We start from the raw sequence: 437 nt of genomic DNA on the forward strand, positions 1-437 counted from the left end.
GCTCACCGGGGTGGGACTGGATGACGGCACGCGGGGCGGCTACGCGGTGGGCGTGACGGACGTGCTGACGCCCGCGTCGGGGGGCACGTCCGTGCTTCGCTACCTGGGAACGGACCTGGCGGCGGGTGTGGCGTCGGCGCCCAACGGGCGGGTGCTGCTGCTGGGGATGCCCTTCGAGGCCATTGTCAGTCCGGTGCAGCGCGCCGGGCTCATGTCGTCGTTCCTGGTGCAGGCGGGCCTGCTCACCCAGGTGCCTCCGCCGCCGGTCGAGGCGTCCGGCGCCGCGAGCCTGCTCACCGCCTGCGAGGCGGCGCGGGGCGTGGACCCGCACCCGCCGCCGGAGCCAGAACCTGAACCCGAGCCGGAGCCCCATGTCGTGGGGGTGCTGCCGCAGTTCTATCCGCTGGGTGATGCTGGCTGTGGCTGCGGGGCGGGTG

Annotated in this window: 1 pseudogene; it reads left to right on the top strand. The window is 74.6% G+C overall.

Annotation, left to right across the window (positions count from 1 at the left end):
* Window positions 1-437, top strand: a pseudogene (locus G4D87_RS38635) (golvesin C-terminal-like domain-containing protein); the annotation flags it as partial.

It is taken from the genome of Myxococcus vastator (genome assembly GCF_010894475.1).
Lineage (GTDB): Bacteria > Myxococcota > Myxococcia > Myxococcales > Myxococcaceae > Myxococcus > Myxococcus vastator.